Here is a 19,551-nt window from a genome sequence, read left to right on the forward strand (position 1 = left end):
ACTTTTGTCCCACTCAAACGCAACTGGCGAGTGAGTAACTTAAAATGGGGGATTAGCTCAGCTGGCTAGAGCGCTTGCATGGCATGCAAGAGGTCATCGGTTCGACTCCGATATTCTCCACATTTTAAAGCCCAACCGAATAGGTTGGGCTTTTTTGTTGTCTGTTCTGTACCAGTGCAGGTAAGGTACCAACAGAAACGGCCGCTCATCATGAGCGGCCGTTTCTGTTGGTGGTCAAGCGAAGGTTATACAAATAGTCCTTCTACCGATAGGTACCGTTCGCCTGTGTCGTAGCAGAATGTGAGCACCCGGCCGCCTTGTGGCACTTCATCTAGCTTCTTGGCTACGGCGGCTAAAGAAGCGCCGGACGATACGCCCATAAAGATGCCTTCTTCACGAGCAGCACGCCGCGCCATATCAAAAGCCTCCTGCTGCGAAACCTGAATAGTGCCGTCGAGTACATCTTGGTGCAAGTTCGCTGGGATAAAACCGGCGCCGATACCCTGGATAGGGTGGGGGCCGGGAGCGCCGCCACTAATGACGGGCGAGAGTTCGGGCTCCACAGCAAACGTCTTCATGTTGGGGAAGAGTGGCTTGAGCACTTCCGTTACTGCCGTGATGTGGCCGCCCGTGCCAACCCCCGTAATGTGGTAGTCGAAGCCTTCAGGAGCATCACGCAGGATTTCCTGCGCAGTGGTTTCGGCGTGCACTTTGATGTTGGCTGGGTTTTCGAACTGCATCGGCATCCAGGCACCGGGCGTATCTCGCACAATTTCGTGGGCCTTCTCGATAGCGCCCTTCATACCCTTTTCGCGGGGCGTTAGCTCCAAATTTGCGCCATACGCTGCCATCAAGCGGCGCCGCTCAATCGACATGGACTCCGGCATCACTACGGTAAGTTTGTAGCCTTTCACTGCCGCTACCATGGCTAGGCCTACGCCGGTGTTGCCGGAAGTTGGCTCTACAATCAGGCTGTCGGGGGTGAGTATGCCGTCTTGCTCGGCTTGTTCTATCATACTCAACGCAATCCGGTCTTTGATGCTACCGCCTGGGTTAGCTCGTTCTAGCTTCACCCACACTTCTACGTCCGGACGTTGAGAAAATAGCTTATTAAGGCGCAAAAGTGGCGTGTTGCCGATGGTATCCAGAATGGAATTAGCTTTCATGGGGTGTGTAGGTACAAGTAAGAGTTGTGAGAGAGAATGGGAAGCAGTAGGAAACAAGATATCGAACGGAAAGATAGTTTTCGAGTGAAATCGTTGCGCTTTCTGCTCGAGTTTCTTTCCATTAAATAGAAAATGTTAGACCTGCCGTTGGGTCTTCGGTGCGCGTAACTTGTATCTGGGCACGGTGATACACCCGTGAATGAGAAGGCACACTTTCCGTAAGCCACACGTTGCCACCAATAATGCTATGGCTACCTACCACGGTGTTGCCCCCCAGGATAGTTGCTCCAGCATACAGTACTACGTGGTCTTCAATGGTAGGATGGCGCTTAATACCCTGCAATTCTTTGCTGACGCTGAGAGCACCCAGGGTCACTCCTTGAAACACCTTCACGTGCGCCCCGATAACGGTAGTTTCGCCGATGACAATGCCAGTGCCGTGGTCGATGCAGAAGGAAGGACCAATACGAGCCCCCGGATGAATGTCGATACCGGTGAGTTGATGTGCGTATTCGCTGATCAGACGCGGAACGCGCGGGACTTGTAACTCGTGCAGTGTATGGGCCAGGCGGTGCATGGCGGTGGCATAGAAGCCTGGGTACGTGGCAATAACCTCTTCGGTGCCCTGCGCTGCAGGGTCGGCGGCCAGAATAGCGGCGGCGTCGCGCAGGAGTTTGTCCCGCAAGGAAGGAAGGCGCGCCATAAAGCTAGCCGCTACTGCCGCCGCTGGCTCAGGCATGGATACATGCGTCAGGAGCGCGGCCCAGTCGGTTTGGAGTTGGCTTAACGTGGCTGCCACAGCATCAACGCGGAGCAGTGGGCGGCTGGCGCGCTCCGGGAAGAGCAATTCCAATAGTTGCTCGGCTAACTGGCAGAAAGCAGGCCCTGGCAGCGGTGTGGCGGCTTGCTGATGTGCCCGTGCAAGGGCTCGTACAAAAGGCGTATCAGAAGAAAAGGACATAAAAAACAGGCGAACCTACAAGTGCAAGTGGGTGTGTGGGCAGAACGGTAACCACGCCCGGCGGTAGCGGATGCGTTTGCAGTAGGTCTCAACTAGTCTTAGACCGGAAAGTTCAGACCATACAAGGCAGCAACCGCAACAAGGAAGTCTGCGTTAGGAAGGCAGGTCTTCACTCGAAGACATCGTAGTGCTTTCCTGTCACCCTCATACGCTATAGTCACATGGCCGATACCACCATCACGAAAATAGATTCCACGCATTCACCACGCGGCAAAGAAGGTGAGAAGTATTTAGCGTCTGGCATCCACGTAGCCATGCGCTTGTGGGAAAACGAAGAGCCCGGCGAACAGAAAGAACCGGTTAGCCGCGCCTACGAAACAGTTGGGTACGTGCTGCAAGGCCGCGCCGAGTTGCACTCAGAAGGCCAGATGGTGCTGCTGGAGCCAGGCAACTCGTGGGTAGTGCCAAAAGGCGCATCCCATGCCTATAAGATTTTGGAAACGTTCTCGGCCGTGGAAGCCACTACGCCCCCTGCGCAGGCCCACGGCCGCGACGAAGAATAGCCGCTACAACACCGCAAGAGCAAAAAACGCTCTGGTAGGTGCTCACCCAAACAGTGTAAAAACGTTATTTGGGTGAGCACCTACCAGAGCGTTTTATTTGACTAGCTCCAAGCGTACAATCTTGTCACTTATGTCGAGGCTGTGCACCACTTCCATGCCTTGTACAACCTGGGCAAAAATGGTGTAGCGGCCGTCCAGATGCGGCGTAGCGGTGTGCGTGATAAACCACTGGCAGCTTTCCGTATCCTTTCCGGCGGAAGCCAAGCCAACGGCCCCTTCAACGTAGCGTAAATCCGCAAGCTCAGAGCGTAGATTGTAGTCTGTGCTACCTGATCCATCCCCGCGGGGGCAGCCTCCTTGGGCCACAAAGTTCGGGACTACCCGGTGAAAGGTTTTGCCGTTGTAGAAACCCTGCCGCACCAACTCTACAAAGCTGGCTACCGAACCAGGCGCTTCATTCACGTATAGCTCCATGGTTACGTTTCCCTTATTGGTGGTAAGCAATACACGCTGTCCGACTGGAATAGTACGTACTGTGGCCCAATTGATGGGGTGGCTGGCGGCTTTTGCAACGGGGGTAGGGGTTGCTGGCTTGTTTTGTAAGTAGTCGAGAGTTTGTTGCAGCGCCTGCCACGCCTCTACATCGCGCGGCAAGGTTAGCTTGTTCTGGGCCTCGACAATGAAATCTGGATTCGGTAGGATGCGCCCTAACTGTAACTTAGGGTCGCGCAAGGCTTCAGCGGCGGTGCCCATAATGGTAACGTCTCCGTAGCCAATGGCACGGCGGATCGTAAGCGCAAAGGCTGCTTCCTGAGCTGTTGGAAAGTCGGGTAGACGGCGCATGGCTACCAAGGCTTCCATCCCGTAAGAACCCACTACCAGAGGCTGACCTTTGGTGAAGGTGGCTTGCTCTACAAACTCGTAGGCCGAAGGCGCTTCCCCCAACGCTTTCAACAAATATCCTTTTTCGTAGGGATTTGTGGCAGTAGCGTAGCGTTGTTGAATAGCTGTTTGGATAGCGCTACGCTCAGCGCCACCAAGCTTCAACGCCGCCGCCAGCAAGGTGGTGCGCACACGCCAAGCAGCAAGCTTATTGGCTTTTTCCAGAAAGAGCGTGCCTGCTTCCCCACTAGCATTGTTCAAAAAAAACTCGGCAGCTGTAAGGGCTACTTGGCTGCTTGGGTCTGTAATGGCTTCCCAAGCCGCTTCTTTTGCGGGAGCATACAAGGAAGCATTCAGGGCCCGCAACGCACTCACGCGCACCCGGTAGTCTGGGTCTCGGCGAATAAGACCTACAAGTACAGGGGCAATGGAAGGGCTTTTCACTTTCCCCAATGCCGTAGTGGCCGATGCTCGCACTACGGCGTTAGGGTCCGTGGTAGCAGTAGTCAGCGCATCTTGGTAGAGTGTCAGGTCGAGGCGAGGTGTGCGGGCCAGTGTGAAGGCAGCCCCTTGTCGTGCTCCCAGAGGCTGCTTCTGATCCAACAGGGCCACTGCTCGCGCAACAGCCGCTTCTGACGTTACGCCCCGGTTTCCGGCTCTAAGCAGCCCCCATGCTTGGCCAGCAGCTGCTGCAGTATCGGTGCTAGGAATACTGCGAAGAAGATGCCGTAGTGTAGCGCTTGTTGCGCAGCGGCCTAGGGCTTCATACAGATACCGTTGCTCAACCGGTACAGCTGTAGGCCCCATAATACGAGTTGAAAGGGGCAGTACTGCGGTACTATCACCGGTTTGTCCCAAGGCATAAGCAGCAGCCTGTCGAACGGCGGCTTCATTGTCTTGCAACAAAACTTGCAACCCCGCGGTAGCAGCTTTGTCTTGCACGGAAGCCAATGCCAATGCAGCGGCCTTCCGATAGCGAGCTTCTGGGTTTGTGAGGTACGGCAGCAACACAGCCGTATTACGCTCGTCTTGAGCTATGGCAATGGTGTGGAGCGTGGTGTCGTCAAACTGGTTGGATGTAGCAGGTGCCTGACTGATGGTTTTGGGTGCCGATGTCGAGCAGGCAGTCAGCAATGCGGCCAGTAAACCAGTACAACAAACTAGGCGCCTGGCGTTGATAGAAAGAGGTAATAAAGTCATGGCTCGCCCAAAATAGCCAAAATCCAGCAGTCCTTGTTGTTATGGTTGTTGACACTGTACTGTATGAAACAGCAACGGTCTGTCCCTTGCAGGAAACAGACCGTTGTCAATAACTCAATTGAGGGTACTCATTGGCTCATCCGCACAAGGTAGCATGCGAGCTGTCAGCGGCCGGGCCAAGCCATAAAGGATTGGTGGCCAAGTCCTAGTTTTGCTCGTCCTTCAAATGATCTTCGCCGCCGTAAGGAGCTCCTGCCGTAATATCACCGCGTAAGCCACCCTGAGATACTCCTGGTCCCGTGTTCGGCTGCTGGGCCAGCGTGCTATTTTCCTCCGTGGCAGCTACCTGCGAGCCCGTGGCAGGCTGGCCATTTCCAGTGATAATATTGGCCGCTTCACTCACAGGGCCTGCCAGTTCGTTTACTTTCTGCACATATTGCCGGCGCGCATCTTCCTCGCTTACCCCTTTGAACTGGCTCCAAGAGTCCCATTGAGCCTGCGACATACCACTCGGACCGCTTGGGTTGGAGGGAGTATCATCACCGACTACGTCTTTTTCGGTATCATGGTCGCCTTCGGTTGCCTGTTTGTACAAGCCATACAACTCGTTCATATGGGCAGCGGCCTGGTCACCAGGAAGATTATCCACGCGGGCCACAGCGGCTTCAAATTGTTGTTGCAGATCCAAATTATCTTGAAGGTTCATATGAAAAGTAACTGAAAGGTGAGAATGTAACTTGTGTACTAAGCTGGCTCCGCTTTGGTTGCGAGGTAGGCCTTTAGTACTTTTTTCACGTGATAAGTCTTCAGACTTCGTACTTTTACCCGCCGTATGTGTGGAATAACCGGACTTTTTGCTTTTACTGACGTAGGCCGCAACGTGCTGGCAGCGTTGCCAGCCTCTACCGATGCCATTGTTAGCCGGGGGCCCGATTCGCAGGGACACTTTGTGTACGACCGTTGCGGTCTGGGCTTTCGTCGACTAGCTATCCTCGACTTGTCAGCCGATGGTAACCAACCCATGACCGATGAGTCGGGACGGTATACCATTGTTTTTAATGGCGAGATTTTCAACTTTCGAGAGCTGCGACAGCGTCTGCTCAAGAAGGGGTATCACTTTCGCTCCCAAACTGATACTGAAGTTATTCTACGGCTGTACATCACCGAAGGCCGTGGTTTTCTCAAGAAGCTTAACGGCTTTTTCGGTTTGGCTATCTACGACAAAGAGGAAGACTCGCTCTTCATTGCTCGCGACCGGATGGGGGAGAAGCCCGTCCTCGTGTACCGCGACGAAGACAAATTTCTGTTTGCTTCCGAAATGAAGTCGCTGCTGGCGTTGGGCATCCCGCGTAAGCTCGACTACGTTGCATTAAGTCACTACTTGCAGCTCAATTACATTCCTGGGCCTGCTACGATATTTAAAGGCGTCAAGAAGCTGCTGCCCGGCCACTATCTCTACATTAAAGGGAAAAAGGTGGTGCGTAAGCGCTGGTACAAAATCCCGTACGACGCGAAGAAGGCCGAGAAAAACAAGCTCACCTACGAGCAGCAGCAAACGAAGCTCGTAAGCCTCCTCGATGATGCCACCGCCCGCCGTCTCGTAGCCGATGTGCCTGTAGGCGCATTCCTCAGCGGTGGTATTGATTCCAGCGTTATTGTGGCCTTGGCCTCGCGTCATACCGAGCATCTGAACACGTTCAGCATTGGTTACCGCGACGAGCCGTTCTTCGACGAAACCAAATATGCCAAGCTGGTTGCCGACAAATACAAGACCAACCACACGGTCTTTTCGCTCTCCAACCAAGACCTGTACGACCACATTTTCGATGTGCTTGATTACATCGACGAGCCGTTCGCCGATTCTTCGGCGCTAGCAGTGTACATACTGAGCAAGCGTACGCGCGAAAAAGCGACGGTTGCTCTATCCGGTGATGGCGCCGATGAAATGTTTGCTGGCTACAACAAGCACATGGGGGAGTTTCAGGTGCGGCAAGGCGGTTTCAAGGCCGAGGCGGTAACAGGCCTCAATTTGCTTTGGGATATCCTGCCAAAATCACGCAACTCGTTTTTCGGTAACCGGGTACGACAATTCCAGCGGTTTTCGCGCGGCATGCTCAGTGGCCCCAAAGACCGGTATTGGGATTGGGCTACATTTGCTTCTGCTGCCGATTCGCGCAATCTACTCAGCGCCGCTTCTCGCCGGAAAGTAGGCAAGAAGCTGGCTGAAAAGCGCCGTAAGGACATCCTAGAAAACCTGCACGCAGACGGCGACCTGAACGAAGTTCTGCTGACTGATATGCAGTTGGTATTGCCCTATGACATGCTCACGAAAGTGGACCTCATGAGTATGGCAAATTCGTTGGAGGTGCGCCCGCCTTTCCTTGACCCTAACGTGGTGCGCTTTGCTTTTTCATTACCTGTGTCAAGTAAGATCGACGCAAAGATGAAGAAGCGTATTGTACAGGATGCTTTTCGTCCTCTATTGCCCGAAGAGCTGTACAAGCGTCCCAAACACGGGTTCGAAGTACCCTTATTGAAATGGTTTAGGGGAGAGTTGCGGCCTATTATCGAGGACGATCTGCTATCTGATGCCTTTATTGAAGCACAAGGAGTATTCGATGTAGAAGCTACTCGAGCTTTAAAGACTCAGCTCTTTTCCCGCAGCCCTGGCGATGTACATGCCCGTATTTGGGCACTCATTGTATTCCAGCACTGGTGGAAGCGGTATATGACAACTGCTGCAACACAGCCAGGTAGTACTGTTTCTTGATCTTTTTTCTTGCTCATCTACACACCATATGAAAATAGCAGTAGTCGGCACCGGTTACGTAGGTTTGGTAACGGGCACTTGTTTTGCCGAGGTAGGCATGGAAGTTACCTGTATTGATATCGACCAGAAGAAGATTGATAACCTCAAGCAAGGCATCCTGCCAATATATGAGCCTGGTCTAGAAGAAATGGTGACTCGCAATGTAGCCGCTGGCCGCCTGCATTTCACCACTAGCCTAGCAGAAGGCATCAAGGATAGCGATGTTGCTTTTATTGCGGTAGGCACTCCTCCCGGTGAAGACGGCTCAGCCGATCTAAAATATGTGCTGGCAGTAGCACGTGGTATTGGTGAGTACATGAACAGCTACGGCGTTATCGTAACCAAAAGCACGGTCCCAGTAGGTACGGCCGCCAAGGTACATCACGAACTGACCCAGGCCTTAGAGAAACGCGGTGTTAACATCGAGTTTGACGTAGCATCCAACCCCGAGTTCCTGAAAGAAGGCGCGGCCATCGACGATTTCCTGAAGCCTGACCGTATCGTGGTTGGTGTTTCATCGGAGCGAGCAGAAGATGTGATGTCCAAACTCTACAAGCCCTTCTTGCTTAATGGTCACCCCATCATCTTCATGGATATACCGTCGGCTGAGATGACGAAATATGCGGCCAATTCCATGTTGGCTACCAAAATATCGTTCATGAACGATATTGCTAACCTGTGCGAAATCATGGGCGCCGATGTGAACATGGTACGCAAAGGCATAGGCTCTGATGCACGTATTGGCACCAAGTTCATCTATCCCGGTATTGGTTACGGCGGATCATGCTTCCCTAAGGACGTGAAAGCCCTGATTAAGACGGCTGCTGAAAATGGCTACCAGATGCAGGTGCTACAGGCCGTGGAAAGCGTAAACGAAGCACAGAAAGAAGTCTTGTTCGATAAAGTACACAAGCACTTTGGTGGTGACCTGCAAGGACGAAAGATTGCATTGTGGGGCTTGTCTTTTAAACCGAAAACCGACGACATGCGTGAAGCGCCATCGTTGGTTATTATCGAGAAACTGCTGGCGCACGGTTGCACTGTATCGGTATATGATCCTGTGGCCATCCCTGAAGCCAAGCACTCATTGGGCAACACTGTCACGTACGCAAAAGACCAGTTTGAAGCCTTGGTGGATGCGGATGCACTGTTGGTCGTGACAGAGTGGCCCGAGTTCCGCTCACCTAGCTTCGAGGTAGTTGGCAAACTGCTTAAGCAAAAGGTCATTTTCGATGGTCGGAATATCTACGATCCACAGGAGATGAAAGCAATTGGGTTTGCGTACCACTGCATCGGTATTCGCACCAACCACAAAGAACCCGTAACAGCTACAAGCGGGAAATAATAAGCTTTTTCTTTCACTATAAAGGCTTGCGGCTGTAGCCTGCTACTCCCAACTCCAACGAATATGTCTGACAAGAAACGTGTACTTATTACCGGTGGCGCTGGCTTCCTAGGCTCGCATTTATGCGACCGGTTTTTGGCAGAAGGTTATCATGTAATTGCCATGGATAACCTGATTACGGGTGACCTATCCAACATCGAGCACTTATTTGGCCGTGAGGACTTCGAGTTTCACCATGCTGATGTGTCTAAGTTTGTGTTTGTGCCAGGAAAACTGGACTACATCCTGCACTTCGCGTCGCCAGCTTCCCCCATAGACTACCTCAAGATTCCAATTCAAACATTGAAAGTTGGATCCTTAGGTACGCACAATCTACTGGGCTTAGCGCGCGTGAAAGGCGCTCGGGTATTGATTGCCAGTACTTCGGAAGTGTACGGCGACCCAGAGATTCACCCGCAGGTAGAGGAGTATTTTGGCAACGTAAATCCAGTAGGGCCACGCGGCTGCTACGATGAGGCCAAGCGCTTTCAAGAAGCTATTACAATGGCTTATCACAACCACCATGGGCTAGAGACGCGCATCATTCGCATCTTTAACACATACGGCCCCCGGATGCGTCTTAATGATGGCCGTGTGTTGCCTGCCTTCCTCTCACAAGCGCTACGTGGTGAACCCCTGACCGTATTCGGCGACGGCTCTCAGACTCGCTCATTCTGCTACGTTGATGATTTAGTAGAAGGTATCTACCGCTTGCTACTCAGCGACTACCATTTACCCGTAAACATCGGCAACCCAGCAGAGATTACCATCAAGGAGTTCGGCGAGGAAATAGCTCGCCTCACGGGTGTCGAGTTTAAACCCGACTACCGTCCCTTACCCGAAAATGACCCAATGAAGCGTAAGCCTGATATCACCAAGGCGAAAGAGATTCTTGGTTGGGAACCAAAGGTGGATCGTGCAGAAGGATTGCGACGCACATTAGAGTATTTTCAAGCACACGTAAAGTAGCTTGATAAATATAGTAGTGTTTGCTATATAAAAGACAAAACAGTGTTGTCGTATTTAATTAGTAAATAATACAAAAGGTATAGAGATGCATTCTATGTTTTTTGTATTATTTACTAATTAAATACGAAGTTGCGTTTCTCTTTATATACATTGAGAATTTATTCTGGGGTGTTAATACTGTATGTGTTTATTGCTTTCAGTAGATCAAACGATGTGGGTGATAAGTGGTCTTATAATTGTAATTATTGTATTAATTATGCAATATTTTTTTCAGATATCTATAGATTCAAAGTCGAAATGACTTTTTATATATGCTAATAGTATAGAATAAAATTATATTGAAAAGCCTTCTTAGTTAAGTAAAGATGATGCAATCTCCACACATAATTGAATTTGCGAAGCTAGGGGCTTCTGAAATTGGATTTATTTCTGTAATAGAACAATTTAAACATATTCCATTTGAAGTGCAGAGAGTATTTTGGACTTACTACACACCTGAAAGTATAGTTAGGGGCCGTCACGCACATCATAAAACAGAGCAGGTATTGATTGCGGTTTCTGGTCGCATTATAGTAAATGTAGAGATGCCTGATGGTCAAGTGGAGTTATATAGATTAGAGGACCCTCATGTTGGTTTATATGTGCCTCCCAATGCTTGGCATACTATGCAGTACTCACATTCTGCTGTGCAATTAGTCTTCGCATCTAACCCATACGATGAGAGTGATTACATCCGTGAGTATGATAAATTTCGCGAAATATGGAAAGCATAGACCCTCTGCTGATTGCGGAGAGGGCATCAGCATTGAAATTCTATTCACCATATAACTTCCTACGCACTGTAGCCGCAACTGAGGCTTACGAAAGCAGTTTTGGAATAGGAAAAATCAGCGACTTCGCAGCAGATTCTGTTCATAATGCAGTTTTCAATCACGAAGGAGGGACATTACTTTATACTGGACTCCCTTGGGATTCCAATTTTTTTGGTTGCCCTACTTATAAACTACTAACGGGCCTTTTTTCGCATACTTCTTCTCTGATAGAGCGAGTTAATAGCGTGCGTTCGTTTGAGAATAATTTAGCTTTGGAAGGAGATTATTATTGTTTCTCTGAAGTGCCGTGCGAAGATATAATGTTACTCCAGGCATTAAGTGCCAGCGGTTGGCAACTCATAGAAACTCGCCTATTGTACTATCGTGACAATTTGCAAAGCTTCAACGAAGAGCGTTATCCAGTACGCTTGGCTCAAATAAACGAGTCAGAACGAATTGCGGAAATATCCGCATCAGTTCGCAATCAATATGACCGATTTCATGCAGACCCTTGGTTTGGTCATGAGAAAGCAGATTCCTTTCTAGGGCGTTATGCGAGTGCTGCGGTAAAGGGGTATTGTGATGCTGTTCTAGTGCCTGATGAGCCTAACGTACCTGTAGATTCGTTTTTAGCAATTAGCGATTTAAGAAATGATTCTCTTGCATTAGGTGTGGGGCTATCAAGGGTAGTCCTTACTGCAGTAGGACCACTAAATCGCGGATGGCATTTGAAATTAGTTTCTGAAAGTGTGCATAGAGCACGTGAAAGAGGGGATGAGGCAATTCTTATGACTACTCAATCGACTAATCGCGCAGTATTTCGCACAAGCGAAAAATTAGGCTTCAAGTTAGGTGGAAGTAGCCATGTCTTGGCTTGCCATAGCAAACTGCCTGCTAGATAAAGTACAACGTTTCCGAATCATTCTGATGCCTAAGATTTCTGTTATAGTCCCCTGTTACTTCAACGAAGGCAATATTCCTGTTACTGTTCCAGGCCTAGTCGCTAATGAAGCAAATTTTCCAGCTGGAACTGAGTTTGAATATGTATTCGTGGATGATGGATCGCGCGATCTAACTCTGCAGGCACTTCTAGAAGCTCGTGCTCAATATCCTGATCGAATCAAGGTAATAGAACTTGTTGGTAACGTTGGTTCTTATAATGCTATCGTAGCGGGTATTGCCCATGCTACAGGAGACTGCATGTCAGTTATTACGGCTGATATGCAAGATCCCCCCGAGCTAATGGTTCAGATGTTTGATTACTGGCAGCAGGGGTTCAAGTTAGTAATAGGTAACCGGCAGGATAGAGAAGAAACAGGTCTTGCAAAGATATTTGCAGAAACATTCCACTGGTTGATGAAGCACTTGGCTTTGAATAATATTCCAGATGGAGGGTTTGATTTCGTGTTTTTTGATCGGCAAGTGGCAGATGAAGTCGTGAAAATGCACGAACGCAATAGCAACGTATTTTACCTTATGGTATGGCTTGGTTATACCTATATAAACATTCCATACGTGCGTCGTAAACGAGAAATAGGAAAATCTCGTTGGACACTTCAGAAAAAAATAAAATTATTTATTGATTCTCTGCTCTCATTTTCTTATTTCCCAATCAGAGCAATATCTGTGGTTGGGTTATTGCTTGGTGTAGTAGCACTTGTTTATGGCTTGTATATAATAGGGTTAAAGGTTTTTGACCCGCATGGCCCAGCTGGCTGGACAACTCTAATGGTTGTTGTGCTTTTTGTATCAGCTTTTCAAATGATTGCTCTAGGAGTTATTGGAGAATATGTCTGGAGGGGATTAGATGCCTCTCGTAGCCGGCCTTTATATGTGGTAAAAAATAAGTACGGTATTGGTTCAGAGAATAACAAGCTGTACTAACGCGAATTTTGATTTGATGAGTCTTTAATCAAAGCATTGATTTATATCTCAAAATGATAATTATTACGGCCCAGTTGTTTTCTTTGGCAATTATTTCAATTATAGTATGCTTTGTTGTAGGGTCTATTATTGTTAAATATTGCAATATACTATTTGATGAAATATTTTACTCCTTATTTTTTCCTTTAATTATAGGAGTTAGCGTGCTTATTGGTGTGTATGCTGTAATAACAGCCCGAGGTAGTACGATGCAACTTCCTGTGTTACTGCTGATAGGTCTGCTACTAAGGTCGTTACGTCGTAATGCATATACTATTTCCTCGGATAGAGCTAATACTATAGGCGTTTTTGAATCTGGGGCAACGAAGTTGCTTTTATTAGTGCTTATTACGTCTCTTGTCCTACTAGTACAGTATCTATTGTTGTATGATAGTGACTCTCAATATCTACAAACTCCTTTTCAGGATTATGTTTACTACAGTCGGTTGACTCTGCCACTCAATCATCGAGGCCTTGAAACCAATTCTCTTGAAGCATTATTTCCTCAATTTCTTACTGAGCAGCCCTACCACTATTCAGAAATATGGCTTAACGCTTTATTTGTAAAGAGTACAGACTTGCCATCAGTTTGGGTTTATTTTATTAGTGTGGCTTCGGTATTCATATCCATCATATGTGTTGGATTTATGGCCCTGATGGCTCACTTCAAGCTTAAAACTTTATGGGTGCCAGTTTTAGCTTTTTTATTCCTGTTTGTAACCGGGGTGCGATGGGGGTTTTTGCAACACAACCTTTTTGTGTACAATGGAGCTCTTTTGTCAAGCTCATTGCTTTGTCTTAATCCTAAATTTGTTCCTGCTTACGCCTATATCATTTTAGGCGCTTTGTTCTTACTTAAGAAACAATATATTGCGAGCGGAGCCGCTTTAGCTGTTTTACCACTTGTCTTTATTTCTACCACACCTGTTATTGGGGTGGGCATTGCTTTCTTGGCACTATATTTAGTGCTGGCTCAACATGCAAAGTGGGCACAAGCGTTACTTGTAGTGCTTCCTGTTGTAGGATCAATAATTTATATTGTTGTATTTTATTCGCTACAGCCGGAGCCTTATCAGTTTCCTAGCACAGGAAGAGTGTTTGCACTTCAATCTATTATTCCGAGTATAGGTGAAATAAAAACACTTTTCAATATTGCTGTAGGTGCTATTATAAATTATGTGATTTACTTTATTGTATATTTTTTGTTGATACTATTGATATTTCTATTGCGTCGTCAAAGTGAATTATTGTTCACTATTCCAAGAAAAATTATCTTATGGTTTGGAGTTAGCCTTTGTATGGCGGCGGCCATGCGAGCCTTTGGCACACATTTCCTTGATAGTTTTCAGTTCTTTTCAAATACTATGGTGCCATTGACCTCAGTAGTGTTAGCTATTGTATTGGCCGCCGTACTGCATGGTGCGAAAAATTGGGTGTATGGCGTGGCTGTGAGCTTGCTAGCTATTTTGGCAACTTTCAATTTTACAACTACAGGTACGGGTAACACTCGTTATTCACCAAACTTTTTGAAACAAGTTGCACAGGCTGCTCCTCAACTTGGGGCCCGTGGAGGCTACGTATTAGCAGATGAGGACTACGAAAACGCTTACATGCTGTCACCAGATTCGTATACTACAGGTAATTATATTTCCAATTTTAAGAACGATTACGCCTTCGTCTCTCTGTCTGAGCTTGATCCAGATAGCTTGACAACTGATCCACGGTTTAAGCGTGATTCAGCACAAGCCGAGCAAATTGTGAGGAAGTCCAGTCTTTATCGATTTGCTAAGTTTCAAGCACTAAAAAAGCGGAAACTGTCGCTTGATAGTATCAAATACGAATTTGTTACTCAGCATAATATAGGTTTCGTGTGCGTGTCTAAACGTGGTAAGCTACCAGAAATTCTTTCTCCTTTAGTAGCAATTTCCTATACCGATAGTTTATCGGGAGAGCGGCTGTATGTACTTCGTACACGCAAGACAAAGCAGGCTTCGACTGCCTACAAGGACTTAGAATAGTCGAGCCCACTAGACGCATTTCTATTTCAAGGTAGCTGACTGTGTTGCTTTGCTATAGCTACCTTTGGACTTGCCAAAGTTTAACTTATCAAAACGAATTCGTGTTGCATTGGACTGGTAGAAGCATAAGCAGCTTTTTATAGCAAAGCAATACGGCTTGTCAGTTCAGTTTTAATTCTCTTTTATGAACATTCCTTTTCTTTCTTTCACGCCACAGCACAGCCCTATACGAGAGGAAGTTCTAGCCGCAATTGCTGCAGTGTATGATAAACAGTGGTACGTGCTAGGTGACCAAGTAAAAGCTTTCGAGGCTTCCTATGCAGAATTCAATCAGGTTGAACACTGTATTGGAGTAGCAAATGGTCTTGATGCGTTGCATTTGGCCTTGGAAGCATTGGGTGTAGGGCCAGGTGACGAAGTGCTAGTTCCTAGCAACACGTACATTGCTACATGGCTAGCTATTTCGTTTGTTGGAGGTACCCCCATTCCAGTGGAACCAAATCCTGCAACTTACAATATTGACCCAGCTCGAATAGAAGCAGCCATTACGCCCCGTACAAAAGGGATAATGCCAGTTCACTTGTACGGCCAAGCGTGCGAAATGGGGCCTATCATGGATATAGCGCAACGCCATGGTTTGTGGGTGGTTGAAGACAACGCGCAAGCTCAGGGAGCCACGTGGCAGGGCGGAATTGCTGGTAGCTTTGGTAGCGTAAACGGTACTAGCTTTTACCCCGGCAAAAACCTTGGTGCTCTCGGAGATGCTGGGGCCGTTACCACTAACAGCAGTGAGCTAGCAGACAAGGTGCGTACTCTGCGCAATTATGGTTCTCAAAAGAAATACTACAACGAAGTTATTGGGCATAACTCTCGTCTTGATGAACTGCAAGCTGCAGTGTTGAGCGTGAAGCTGCCTTATTTGATGGAGTGGACGCAGCAGCGCCAGGCTGTTGCAGAACTGTACAACCAGCAACTTGCAGGCCTAGGTGACTTAATCCTTCCCGTTACAGCCGAAGGTGCGACGCATGTGTATCACTTATATGTAGTGCGTACTGCGCACCGCGACGCTCTACAACGTTACCTACAAGAACAACAAATAGGTACGCTGATTCATTATCCTATTCCTCCGCACCGCCAGCAAGCGTACAAGCATATGGGTATTCAAGAAGGAGCATATCCAATTGCGGAGGAGCTAGCCCTTACCTCACTAAGCTTGCCAATGTGGCCAGGCATGAGCGAAACGGAAGTAGCAGCAGTAGCTGCAGCAGTGCGCAGCTTTTTTGAAAGCATCTAAGCTACTTCGTAAAACTCAAGTAAGCATTGATCAATAAGGGCAGGATAAGCCTTATGGGTCAAGCAAGTATTGGAAGGTGTAATCGAGCTCGAGTTAGGGAAATGAATACGCCCCGTTACAATCGTAACGGGGCGTATTCATTTCCCTAACTCGAGCTCGATTGTAGTATTTCATTGCTACAACCGAGTAATAGCTCAAGCAGGTGTATTTCTGCTGATTTGCTTTCTGTGCTTGTTAGATGCTTCTAGGCCTTGAAATTGCAGTAGGCCTCTTATAGGTCAGCAAAAGCTCGTACCTTCGCGCCGCCAAATTAGCGTTGGGGCACTATCTGTGGCGACAGGCATATTGTACTGCTTGTAGCCACTAATAACTCCAGTATACTTCATTTTTGCATATGTCTTCTTCAAAGCCAACAATTGTCATTACCTCTATTTTTGCACCAACCAAGGCTGTAGAAAAGTTTGCCGCTCTCACAGATTATCAACTGGTAGTAGCAGGTGATAAGAAATCACCGGAGCAATGGGCTGCCGATAACGTGGTGTATCTCTCGGTACAGGGGCAGGAGGCAATGGGTATGAAGATGTCCGCTAAGTTGCCATATAATCATTATGGTCGTAAAATGATGGGCTACTTGCATGCCATGCAGCAAGGCGCTCAAATCATTATCGACACCGATGACGACAACATTCCTTATGATGGGTGGGAGTTTCCCGCTATGTCCGGAGCGTTTCTGACCTCAACTCCTGACAAAGGGTTTGTTAATATCTACAAGACCTTTACGGAGCAGCATATCTGGCCTCGTGGGTTGCCGCTTGACTTGATTACTTCCAAAGATCATGTTCTGCAAGAAGATCAGTTGGAGACTCAGCCAGTTGAAATTGGCGTGTGGCAAGGACTGGCCGATGGTGACCCAGATGTGGACGCCATTTACCGCCTAGTCGACAACACCGAATGCTTCTTCAATGACCATGCGCCGGTGGTGCTCGCAGAAGGTACGTTGTGCCCCTTCAACTCTCAGAACACAGCCTTCCGCAAGGAACTTTTCCCCTTGCTCTACTTACCGGCCTACGTTACTTTCCGCTTCACCGATATTCTGCGTGGCTTAGTAGCTCAGCCCATCATGTGGCTTTATGGGTACCGTTTGGGCTTTACTAAGGCAACAGTAATACAGGAGCGCAATCCTCATGACTACGTGAAGGATTTTGAGTCAGAGATTCCCTGCTATTTGCACCCAAACCGAGTTATTGCCGCTGTAAAAAGCAACCTTGATGCTTCCCTGAGCGTGAGCGAAAACTTGTTGCGGGCTTACCAGGCATTGGAACAAGAGCAGATTGTTACAAGCCAAGAAGTGGAGTTGTTACAATTGTGGCTCGCTGACGTAGCAGCCCTTACGGCATCTAAGTAATTTCTATTTCTGCCGGATGCAACAGTTTCCCTCTCTTTCTATCATTATTCCATCGTGGAATCAAGGCAGATTTATTGAGCGCACACTGCTCAGCATTCTGCGGCAAGACTACCCAAGCCCAGTACAAGTAATCGTATCAGATGGAGGATCTACTGATGAGACGGTAGATATTCTTAAAAAATACGAAGACAAGATTACGTGGTGGTCTGCTAGGGATAAAGGATTTGTTGATGCAGTAACGAAAGGGCTGGCACAGGTTACCAATGAAATCATTGCTATCCAAAGTAGTGATGACTTCTATTTGCCAGGAGCATTCCGCCGGATGGCTGAAGGATTTCAGAACCACCCAGAGGCGGGTTTTATCTCGGGTGGTGAATATGGCATCGACCTGCAAGACAAAATCGAATACGCCAATTCATTTACGGGGCCAATTACGCCACATTCCATCCTTTTTCAGTTCGTACCACCGCAGCACGCTACTTTCGTGCGCCGTACCGTGCTTGAAAGGACGGGTGGCATGCGCGTGGAGGTAGACATGTGCGCTGATATCGACTTGTGGTACCGGGTGGCTCATTTTGCTCCTGGGTATGCTATTCCAGATATGTTGGCTGCGTATCAACTGCATCCTGACCAACGTACGGCTACCTCTCCCAAGTGGTATCCCAACCTAGTGAAGATGGTTGAGAGCTGCGAGCAGGACCCCACGTATGGCCCGCTTTTTCAGCTCACCAATGACGAGCGGCGCAATTTGTACACGTATTGGGAAATCAACTGGACGGCTAAGCGTGATGCGGCTGCGGCACGACCTATCGCCTGGTCCAAGCTGCCAGGCTTGCTAAGTTACAGCTCACGCACTCGCCGTATGATTCTGGGTTCGACAGTAAACCCAATCGTGAAAGGACTATTGCCGGCAACTTTAGTGCAGAGCTTACGGCCTGCTTCTAAGGTCGAGACTCCTGCTAAGCCGGTAGCAGATCTTAATTGGTGGAAAATAAACTGAGAAGTATCTTGTCTGCTGCGCCTTTGTGCCCTAAGCGTAGCAGGCAAACAAGAAAAACAGGTAGCAACTCATGGAAAAGAACGCAAAAATATATGTAGCAGGCCACCGTGGAATGGTGGGCTCTGCCATTCTCCGCCGTCTGGAAAAAGAGGGCTACAATAACTTCGTGACTCGTGTTTCCTCGGAGTTAGATCTGCGCAACCAAGCTGCAGTAGCTGACTTCTTTGCAGCTGAGAAGCCAGATTATGTGGTGCTGGCTGCTGCCAAAGTGGGTGGAATCAACGCCAACAATATTTACCGGGCGGAATTTTTGTATGACAATCTGATGATTCAGAATAATGTCATTCATAATAGCTACCTCAATGGTGTAAAGAAGCTGTTATTCCTGGGCTCATCCTGCATCTACCCTAAGATGGCACCGCAGCCGCTACAGGAAAATGCTCTGCTGACTGGCGAACTGGAAAGCACCAATGAACCATACGCCATTGCCAAAATTGCTGGTATCAAAATGTGTGATGCCTATCGTAGCCAGTATGGCTGCAACTACATTTCGGCTATGCCCACCAATCTGTATGGGCCTCACGACAATTACGACCTCAAAAATTCACACGTTCTACCAGCTTTGATTCGCAAGTTCCATGAAGCGAAACTGCAGGGAGCTCCCGAAGTAGAAGTGTGGGGGACTGGTACACCACGGCGTGAATTCCTACATGTAGATGATCTGGCCGAAGCCTGCTATTGGCTGCTTGAGAACTACAACGAGCCAGGCCTGGTGAATGTAGGAACCGGCACTGATTTGAGTATTCGTGAACTGGCGGAACTGGTGCAGCGCACAGTAGGGTACGAGGGTACAATTCGGTTCAACACGGATTATCCTGATGGCACTCCGCGCAAGCTCATGGATGTGAGTAAGCTTGCTGAGAAAGGCTGGAAAGCAACCATCGGGCTGGAAGAGGGAGTAGCTGCCGTATACGCTGGGGCTTTCGAGGCGGTGCGCCCTGCGTAGTACTGCTAACTACTTGGTATTGGCTTGACTATCAGGCGATTAAACGTTCGTCCGATATGTTTGCGTCCTTACCACTACCTTTGCTCTTCATTTCCACACCAGCAGGGGTACGTCAACTAGTAGGGGGGTAAGCAATGGCAGGGAATCTTGCGGCTGTTG

16 protein-coding genes and 1 tRNA gene are annotated in these 19,551 nt (G+C 48.4%); 13 read left to right on the plus strand and 4 right to left on the minus strand.

What is annotated here, in order from left to right:
• The first annotated feature begins 46 nt into the window (after positions 1–46).
• Positions 47–120 (plus strand) — tRNA-Ala (locus MTX78_RS04820).
• A gap of 125 nt (positions 121–245) precedes the next feature.
• Here MTX78_RS04820 and cysK read toward each other — a convergent pair.
• Both cysK and MTX78_RS04830 read right to left on the minus strand, forming a co-directional pair.
• Positions 246–1,166 carry a cysteine synthase A gene (gene cysK / locus MTX78_RS04825; RefSeq protein WP_243800399.1) on the minus strand — a complete coding sequence of 307 codons (921 nt, stop codon included), beginning with the start codon at positions 1,164–1,166 and terminating at the stop codon, positions 246–248.
• 121 nt (positions 1,167–1,287) lie between these two features.
• Positions 1,288–2,127, minus strand: coding sequence for a serine O-acetyltransferase (locus MTX78_RS04830; RefSeq protein WP_243800401.1), 840 nt, complete (start codon positions 2,125–2,127; stop codon positions 1,288–1,290).
• A gap of 221 nt (positions 2,128–2,348) precedes the next feature.
• Here MTX78_RS04830 and MTX78_RS04835 point away from each other — a divergent pair, with 221 nt between their 5' ends.
• Positions 2,349–2,690, plus strand: a complete 342-nt coding sequence (locus MTX78_RS04835) for a cupin domain-containing protein (protein ID WP_243800403.1) — start codon at positions 2,349–2,351, stop codon at positions 2,688–2,690.
• Positions 2,691–2,783: 93 nt separating this feature from the next.
• Here MTX78_RS04835 and MTX78_RS04840 read toward each other — a convergent pair whose 3' ends face one another.
• Together MTX78_RS04840 and MTX78_RS04845 are read right to left on the minus strand one after the other, a co-directional pair.
• A complete protein-coding gene (locus tag MTX78_RS04840; RefSeq protein WP_243800405.1) occupies positions 2,784–4,772 on the minus strand; it encodes a peptidylprolyl isomerase in 1,989 nt (662 codons plus the stop codon).
• A 205-nt stretch (positions 4,773–4,977) separates the two neighbouring features.
• Complete coding sequence (locus tag MTX78_RS04845; RefSeq protein WP_243800408.1) at positions 4,978–5,478, minus strand: acyl-CoA-binding protein; 501 nt, start codon at positions 5,476–5,478, stop codon at positions 4,978–4,980.
• A 126-nt stretch (positions 5,479–5,604) separates the two neighbouring features.
• Here MTX78_RS04845 and asnB point away from each other — a divergent pair, with 126 nt between their 5' ends.
• The 11 genes from asnB (at position 5,605) to MTX78_RS04900 (ending at position 19,392) form a co-directional block, all read left to right on the plus strand.
• Entirely contained in the window at positions 5,605–7,542 is a 1,938-nt protein-coding gene (gene asnB, locus MTX78_RS04850) for an asparagine synthase (glutamine-hydrolyzing) (protein WP_243800409.1), read from the plus strand.
• 28 nt (positions 7,543–7,570) lie between these two features.
• Entirely contained in the window at positions 7,571–8,926 is a 1,356-nt protein-coding gene (locus MTX78_RS04855; RefSeq protein WP_243800411.1) for a UDP-glucose dehydrogenase family protein, read from the plus strand.
• A gap of 63 nt (positions 8,927–8,989) precedes the next feature.
• Entirely contained in the window at positions 8,990–9,934 is a 945-nt protein-coding gene (locus MTX78_RS04860) for a UDP-glucuronic acid decarboxylase family protein (protein WP_243800413.1), read from the plus strand.
• A gap of 365 nt (positions 9,935–10,299) precedes the next feature.
• Positions 10,300–10,707: a sugar 3,4-ketoisomerase gene (locus MTX78_RS04865; protein ID WP_243800415.1), complete on the plus strand. Its 408-nt coding sequence runs from the start codon at positions 10,300–10,302 to the stop codon at positions 10,705–10,707.
• Positions 10,695–11,648: a hypothetical protein gene (locus MTX78_RS04870; RefSeq protein ID WP_243800416.1), complete on the plus strand. Its 954-nt coding sequence runs from the start codon at positions 10,695–10,697 to the stop codon at positions 11,646–11,648. The genes MTX78_RS04865 and MTX78_RS04870 overlap by 13 nt, the downstream gene beginning before the upstream one ends.
• Positions 11,611–12,630: a glycosyltransferase family 2 protein gene (locus tag MTX78_RS04875; protein WP_243800418.1), complete on the plus strand. Its 1,020-nt coding sequence runs from the start codon at positions 11,611–11,613 to the stop codon at positions 12,628–12,630. Before MTX78_RS04870 ends, MTX78_RS04875 begins: the two co-directional genes overlap by 38 nt.
• A gap of 53 nt (positions 12,631–12,683) precedes the next feature.
• A complete protein-coding gene (locus MTX78_RS04880) occupies positions 12,684–14,687 on the plus strand; it encodes a hypothetical protein (protein WP_243800420.1) in 2,004 nt (667 codons plus the stop codon).
• A gap of 184 nt (positions 14,688–14,871) precedes the next feature.
• On the plus strand, positions 14,872–15,981 hold the full coding sequence (locus tag MTX78_RS04885) for a DegT/DnrJ/EryC1/StrS family aminotransferase (protein ID WP_243800421.1): 1,110 nt from the start codon (positions 14,872–14,874) through the stop codon (positions 15,979–15,981).
• Between the two features lie 394 nt (positions 15,982–16,375).
• A complete protein-coding gene (locus MTX78_RS04890; RefSeq protein ID WP_243800423.1) occupies positions 16,376–17,386 on the plus strand; it encodes an STELLO glycosyltransferase family protein in 1,011 nt (336 codons plus the stop codon).
• Positions 17,387–17,402: 16 nt separating this feature from the next.
• Entirely contained in the window at positions 17,403–18,386 is a 984-nt protein-coding gene (locus MTX78_RS04895; RefSeq protein ID WP_243800425.1) for a glycosyltransferase family 2 protein, read from the plus strand.
• 70 nt (positions 18,387–18,456) lie between these two features.
• Complete coding sequence (locus MTX78_RS04900; protein ID WP_243800427.1) at positions 18,457–19,392, plus strand: GDP-L-fucose synthase family protein; 936 nt, start codon at positions 18,457–18,459, stop codon at positions 19,390–19,392.
• The last annotated feature ends 159 nt before the right edge of the window (positions 19,393–19,551 follow it).

This window comes from Hymenobacter tibetensis (assembly GCF_022827545.1).
Classification (GTDB): domain Bacteria; phylum Bacteroidota; class Bacteroidia; order Cytophagales; family Hymenobacteraceae; genus Hymenobacter; species Hymenobacter tibetensis.

Coding starts and splice junctions, on each gene's coding strand:
- cysK (WP_243800399.1), bottom strand. CDS start 1,166: ATGAAAGCTAATTCCATTCTGGATACCATCGGCAACACGCCACTTTTG.
- MTX78_RS04830 (WP_243800401.1), bottom strand. CDS start 2,127: ATGTCCTTTTCTTCTGATACGCCTTTTGTACGAGCCCTTGCACGGGCA.
- MTX78_RS04835 (WP_243800403.1), top strand. CDS start 2,349: ATGGCCGATACCACCATCACGAAAATAGATTCCACGCATTCACCACGC.
- MTX78_RS04840 (WP_243800405.1), bottom strand. CDS start 4,772: ATGACTTTATTACCTCTTTCTATCAACGCCAGGCGCCTAGTTTGTTGT.
- MTX78_RS04845 (WP_243800408.1), bottom strand. CDS start 5,478: ATGAACCTTCAAGATAATTTGGATCTGCAACAACAATTTGAAGCCGCT.
- asnB (WP_243800409.1), top strand. CDS start 5,605: ATGTGTGGAATAACCGGACTTTTTGCTTTTACTGACGTAGGCCGCAAC.
- MTX78_RS04855 (WP_243800411.1), top strand. CDS start 7,571: ATGAAAATAGCAGTAGTCGGCACCGGTTACGTAGGTTTGGTAACGGGC.
- MTX78_RS04860 (WP_243800413.1), top strand. CDS start 8,990: ATGTCTGACAAGAAACGTGTACTTATTACCGGTGGCGCTGGCTTCCTA.
- MTX78_RS04865 (WP_243800415.1), top strand. CDS start 10,300: ATGATGCAATCTCCACACATAATTGAATTTGCGAAGCTAGGGGCTTCT.
- MTX78_RS04870 (WP_243800416.1), top strand. CDS start 10,695: ATGGAAAGCATAGACCCTCTGCTGATTGCGGAGAGGGCATCAGCATTG.
- MTX78_RS04875 (WP_243800418.1), top strand. CDS start 11,611: ATGTCTTGGCTTGCCATAGCAAACTGCCTGCTAGATAAAGTACAACGT.
- MTX78_RS04880 (WP_243800420.1), top strand. CDS start 12,684: ATGATAATTATTACGGCCCAGTTGTTTTCTTTGGCAATTATTTCAATT.
- MTX78_RS04885 (WP_243800421.1), top strand. CDS start 14,872: ATGAACATTCCTTTTCTTTCTTTCACGCCACAGCACAGCCCTATACGA.
- MTX78_RS04890 (WP_243800423.1), top strand. CDS start 16,376: ATGTCTTCTTCAAAGCCAACAATTGTCATTACCTCTATTTTTGCACCA.
- MTX78_RS04895 (WP_243800425.1), top strand. CDS start 17,403: ATGCAACAGTTTCCCTCTCTTTCTATCATTATTCCATCGTGGAATCAA.
- MTX78_RS04900 (WP_243800427.1), top strand. CDS start 18,457: ATGGAAAAGAACGCAAAAATATATGTAGCAGGCCACCGTGGAATGGTG.